Source organism: Providencia sp. PROV268, assembly GCF_028477805.1.
GTDB lineage: Bacteria > Pseudomonadota > Gammaproteobacteria > Enterobacterales > Enterobacteriaceae > Providencia > Providencia stuartii.
Map to the genome: position 1 here is coordinate 1 of NZ_JAMPLW010000038.1, position 4720 is coordinate 4720.

Here is a 4720-nt window from a genome sequence, read left to right on the forward strand (position 1 = left end):
AATCCATGAAGGACAGCCACAGATATACATTACGCCTACACCAGATGCGAAAGATTTACGTGATTATATCCTGATAACACCAATACCATCGCTACCAGCGATATATGTTTATATGCAAGTTAAGGGAAAAAGAACTAAGAATAGACTACCAGAAGGTAAGAATGGAGATCTAGGCCCCAGTGATGGTATATTAGAAAAACGGAATCCAGAAACAAATGAATTACAACAAGTGAGGAAATATGACTCAGAAGGTAAGCCAGTAAAAGATATCGATTATGGTCATGATCATGGCGCAGGAGATCCTCATGTTCATGATTGGGAATATCCATCAGAGTTTTCACCAAATAAAATCCGATCAAATGGAAGGCCACTACAACCCGGAGAAACTATCAATGATTAACATGGTAAACATTCATGATGAAAATATATATGGAATTTTTTATATAGATAAAGAAGAAACTCTTGAGTTTTTTTTATCAAATAAGAAAAAACTACGGTTTAAAGAAGTAATTCATTGGGATTTTTCTGAATTCGAAAAACAAAATATAATATATGAGATAGAACAATATAAAGAGATCCCTATATGGATTAAAGATGAGTTCGGAATAAAAAAAGCATTGCCTTTAGATTGTTTTTTATACTATATAAATTCTAGTGTAGGTCTTTCTGGAATAGTAATAGCAAAAGATGCAAACCTTTCTGATGAGGTAACCTCCTAAAATAATTACCAAGTATATGTTAAAATGCTAGTAATATATGTTGATTTATAAAAATAAAATGCTTCCCACTCGGCTAATTTTTTATATAAATCAAAATAATCCTTATAATCGATTAGAAATTTATATGAAACAAAAATTTTTTTATGAAATAGAAAGTACTAGCATAGATAAATTTACACTTGTATTTATTTTGGGTGTTTTGACTGGGCTAAAGTCAAAAACACTATCTATAGATGAAGCTAATAATTTAATATTTAAACCTTATTACGTTAAGTTTTTTTCAGAGCATAAAGTATCCAAACATGTTACTGAAATCATTTCTAAAGGTTGTGAACTTGAGGATGTGCTAGATCTTGCGCCAGAGAAATTTGATTTCAATATTAATGAATTACTTGATGAAACTACTCTTGAACTAGCTAAGTTAGAAAAATTTGAATACTCAAATATCAGATAAATGGTGCAATGATGCGAAGTATTGTAAACGGCAGAAAAATCATTTTAAAAAATGATACGACGAATACTGGAGGTAGTGTACTTACAGCTTCTTCTCTAGCCAAACAAACCCAAGGAGTCGCCTGTGTGGGAGACTCTGTTTATTGCCCTTTATGTAAAAAAACAGGCACTATCGTTGAAGGAGATAGTTTAATGAAAATTAACGGTATACCTGTAGCATTAGAAGGCCATAAAGTCGCTTGTGGATGTTCAGGTGGCTGTATACTTGTCGCAGTAGGTTAAATTATAGCGCGATATCAGTACTTAGGAAAAAATAAAGTCTAGGTAATGACCACCTTTACGAATATTCGCAAAGGTGGCTAAATGATATTATTCAGTTTGATTTATGCTCTAACTCATCAATATAATCCGCATACCACTGCATCATTTCCCTTCTTCCTTCCAAATACTGACCATGATTATAGGTTCCACGAATGGAATTTTTATCTTTATGCACCAATTGAGTTTCAATCCAAGTGCTGTTAAACCCTTTTTCATGCAGGATCGTACTCATAGTGTGGCGGAAACCATGCCCCATTGCTTTACTATTATACCCCATTCGTTTTAATACCATATTGGCTTCATCACGTATAACGCGGGCGTCAGCAAGAGAAATATCAGGGCAAACACCAATCGATAATTATTTCTTTTTGCTCGTAAAGCAATCAGTAACGGCAACTATTAGGTTTGCTCGGAGTACGCTTACCAGAAGCCTTATGTTCTTTGTTTTAGGCTCATATCTGTCGGGAGTGGTACGCTATAAAATGGTCTTTAAATTATATCGAACAAGCTATGCTTAAATAGCAAATATCGTATTGAGTTTGTTTAGGTGGAATAGAAGATAACTTAATCATTATGAGGAACTAAACTAACTGAGGAGACCACTGTAGAAGTGAAAGTGGTGCCGGACTCGGAATCGATTTTTCATTATAACTAGTTGTATTTAAAAATATTAATTGAATTTGATTTTATTTATACCCTCTTTTATACCCTCTTTTGTACCCTCGGTCCGTTTGGTGGGTTTTGTTGAGCACGGTTGGGGCGATAGAGCGCAGCAAATAGATTGTTTTTTGCACAGATGACAGGTGTAATTATAACGTATTCGAATCCTTTTTAAGTATACATTTAATGGGGATCATATTCATGTTAATTGTTTCTAGTATGAATCATGGTATTGCCAATTTGACATGTTTAATGATGTCTTATTGTGTCATTTTTGTTTAATTCCTCAATGTCTAATTCAGTTAAGATCCAACGGTTTGATATGTGCCATTGAATACTAATCAAAGTGGAAGTAGGCTTAATTTATCCATCCAATATAGGATAAACTCAAAGTGATCAGTACTTATTCAATTTAATGTCACACACATGACACACGCATAAGGGCCATCTCTGTCTTGGCGACGTTCAACATAAACAGCTAACACGCCACGACAATCTGGCACCTCCTTACCAATATAATGCTCGCTATTACCAACCCATTCATACTTTCCTGCACAATAACGAGCAAGGCGAGAGTCTAAATGTTGCTGATGGATCTTCATTGCTGCAGATTTACGGATGATATTCATGGTTCACCTCATACTAAGCCATGCTCAGCGAAAGAGAAGATTTGCTGACCACCGATGATCAGATGGTCAAGTACTCGTACTTCAATTAGCTGCAATGCTTTTATTAATTGTTGCGTGATAGATTTATCCGCTTGGCTTGGCGTGATATCGCCTGACGGATGGTTGTGTGCAAAGATAACGGCAGCAGCATTAAAATGAAGTGCTCGTTTGACGACTTCACGAGGATAAACCTGTGTGCTGCTAATCGAGCCAGCAAACAGGGTTTCACTGCTTATCAACTGATTTTGTTGATTCAAGTAGAGCACAATAAACGCTTCACGCTCTAATGCTGACATTTTTAGCCGTAACCAATCCCTCACATTTTGCGTTGATGTAAAAGCAATACCCGGTTCACGCAGATACTTATCCAGTATGGTCAACGCACGTTTGATAGTACGTTGTTCATTAGGAAGCAGTGTTAAGGTATTCGTATAAGTATTGATACTCTCCATCGTTAATATCTCCATCATTACGAGGCTAGTTGAAGCATATTTTCAGCCATCACCCACAAGGCTCGGTTAAGCTTCACATCACCATCAATCCCATTCACTGAACGCGTGCGAGCGCGTTTACCTTTCGCATTTCTGCCTGATAATCCCCCTTTAATTAAATTTTCTTGCAAACGTTGGTACACCGTCCAAAGATCGTCCTTCTTATCTTCTACACGGCGTGGCTGTAATACTTGCGCTTCGGTCACAGGTTGATGCGCTTCACCATAACGATATGTGAGAGCAGATTGAGCAAAGATGTGTTGGGCTGGTGGCGGTAATAATAGGGACTGCATGGCATCACGTTGCTCATCCATGCGTTTAAATAGCCCTAACACTTCATAAGCCCCTTCAATCACTTTTTCCACCACATCGCCCTTGTGCGGTACACGCACCTCACCAAAGGTTTGTCCGCAAATTAAGCCATTCTGACAAACGAATCGGAACATCCCCGGTAACATCTGATAACTCGATGAGCCATCATGGCTATTGAGTAAGATGATTTCAGGCACTAGGCTGCCCGTAATTTGGTCATGGCGTCTCAGCCGTAACAGATGCTTAGTATGATCACGACGGCTGTCATCTCGCACACGCGTTTGGCAAGCAAAGAACGGATAGAAGCCTTCTTTTTGAAGACTATCCAATAAGGTAATCGTAGGGATGTAAGTATAACGTTCACTTCTGGATTCGTGTTTTTCTTCTGAAAATACGCTAGGTACTGTGCGGAATAATTCTTCAATGGTTAACGGGCGGTCACGACGAATAGAGCAAGCATTGCCAAAACGGGAAGTTAAACGAGACATAGGGGGTCTCCTCAATAATTAAACTGATAAATCATTCGATAAATGGATTAAATGAAGATTGCTGGTGGGGAAAGATAAAACCGTGACTGATAAATCAGTCTATAAGGCGAAAGATTTGAGCTTGCTCCGGATGCTGTATAGCGTAATCACGCAACAGGTAAAAATATTCCACCAGCACAGGACTTTCGGTTTTAAATGACCAGATGCTATACACCAGTAAACAGACAGCAATACCGGCTGCTTCAGGGCTTAACTCAGCTTCATTTCCGTTATGCGGGTTAAACATTTGCAGGGAGGTTTCGAGCATATCAGGCCAGATAAATGCGCCGCCATTAGACAGCATACTGAACTCCCAGAAAGCACCTTGATAGCGATTACAAAGCTTCGCCATCATGTTAAAGATATCGCCTTCAATACGTTGCCAGTCTGGCACAGTACTAAAGTAAAAACGCCAGAAGGTACTACGACCACGGGAATTGACGAGGTTGGTTTTGATAACCGTTGATTCTTGCTCTTGTAAAGTAAACATAATAGAACTCCAATTCAGTCGATATTGATAGACAGTAATAAGCAAAAAAGCCCTACACCTTGCGGTGCAGAGCTTTCTC

The 4720-nt window shown here is 38.2% G+C and carries 7 protein-coding genes and 2 pseudogenes; 4 read left to right on the forward strand and 5 right to left on the reverse strand.

Annotation, left to right across the window (positions count from 1 at the left end; translation table 11 throughout):
- The 4 genes and pseudogenes from PR699_RS19050 to PR699_RS19065 form a co-directional block, all read left to right on the forward strand.
- Nucleotides 1-400: pseudogene (locus tag PR699_RS19050) on the forward strand (hypothetical protein); the annotation flags it as partial.
- The gene (locus tag PR699_RS19055; protein WP_014656730.1) at nt 393-719 is read left to right on the forward strand and encodes a hypothetical protein; all 327 of its coding nucleotides are present in this window, start codon (nt 393-395) and stop codon (nt 717-719) included. The pseudogene PR699_RS19050 and the gene PR699_RS19055, both read left to right, overlap by 8 nt.
- Nucleotides 720-843: 124 nt before the next feature.
- Nucleotides 844-1173 (forward strand): DUF3969 family protein, encoded by a 330-nt coding sequence (locus PR699_RS19060; RefSeq protein ID WP_158309810.1) that lies wholly within the window; start codon nt 844-846, stop codon nt 1171-1173.
- A gap of 11 nt (nt 1174-1184) precedes the next feature.
- On the forward strand, nt 1185-1454 hold the full coding sequence (locus PR699_RS19065) for a PAAR domain-containing protein (RefSeq protein WP_014656728.1): 270 nt from the start codon (nt 1185-1187) through the stop codon (nt 1452-1454).
- A gap of 91 nt (nt 1455-1545) precedes the next feature.
- On the opposite strand, the pseudogene PR699_RS19070 reads toward PR699_RS19065, so the two are convergent.
- The 5 genes and pseudogenes from PR699_RS19070 to PR699_RS19090 form a co-directional block, all read right to left on the reverse strand.
- Nucleotides 1546-1788: pseudogene (locus PR699_RS19070) on the reverse strand (tyrosine-type recombinase/integrase); the annotation flags it as partial.
- A gap of 772 nt (nt 1789-2560) precedes the next feature.
- A complete protein-coding gene (locus PR699_RS19075; RefSeq protein WP_272540075.1) occupies nt 2561-2782 on the reverse strand; it encodes a DUF987 family protein in 222 nt (73 codons plus the stop codon).
- Nucleotides 2783-2790: 8 nt separating this feature from the next.
- On the reverse strand, nt 2791-3273 hold the full coding sequence (locus PR699_RS19080; protein WP_014656726.1) for a RadC family protein: 483 nt from the start codon (nt 3271-3273) through the stop codon (nt 2791-2793).
- 17 nt (nt 3274-3290) lie between these two features.
- Nucleotides 3291-4112 (reverse strand): DUF932 domain-containing protein, encoded by an 822-nt coding sequence (locus PR699_RS19085; RefSeq protein ID WP_272577874.1) that lies wholly within the window; start codon nt 4110-4112, stop codon nt 3291-3293.
- Nucleotides 4113-4206: 94 nt separating this feature from the next.
- Nucleotides 4207-4641: an antirestriction protein gene (locus PR699_RS19090; RefSeq protein WP_196555603.1), complete on the reverse strand. Its 435-nt coding sequence runs from the start codon at nt 4639-4641 to the stop codon at nt 4207-4209.
- Between the last annotated feature and the right edge of the window lie 79 nt (nt 4642-4720).